Genomic DNA, 495 nt, shown 5'->3' on the forward strand with positions numbered 1-495 from the left:
GTATGCGACTGTTTGTCGTGTACTGCGGGCGCGACTGCGATCAGACGCCGCTGTACTGGCTGTCGCAGTACACGCCGGAAGAGCTGTCCGAGTTTCTGGAGCGCGGTGAAAGCCTCATGGAGACCAGTGACGCAGGTTTGCGCGCTCTGGGATTCTCTTATAAGGAAAAATCCAGCGACTGGATCGGCGGCTACGCAGAAGAAAGTCTGATTCCGATCCGATTCCCGCTGGACCGTGCGGACTCGTATCAGATCGGCTGGTTCTCCAGCGAGTGGCCGTATGATTTCGTGTCGAATGTGCGGCCGGGCGGAACCCTGTTCGAGACGGCAAACCTGCAAGAAGCTCAGGAGCAGCTGGAAAAGATGTGCGCCATGAACAAAGGCGTGCATTACCGAATCATTCCGATCGTAGACGGCCGTTTTGCCGAACACTACGTCGATATTGACAACATGTAAAGGAAAACATGAGCAAGAAAACGAAAGTTGTGCTGAACAT

The 495-nt window shown here is 54.3% G+C and carries 1 protein-coding gene; it reads left to right on the forward strand.

Going from position 1 to position 495, the window contains the following annotated elements; genetic code table 11:
- The coding region (locus AC1RPQ_RS07860; RefSeq protein ID WP_391857960.1) for a hypothetical protein at positions 1-455 on the forward strand (455 nt) is incomplete at its 5' end.
- Between the last annotated feature and the right edge of the window lie 40 nt (positions 456-495).

It is taken from the genome of Dellaglioa sp. CoH-57-MRSF-21 (assembly GCF_056781915.1).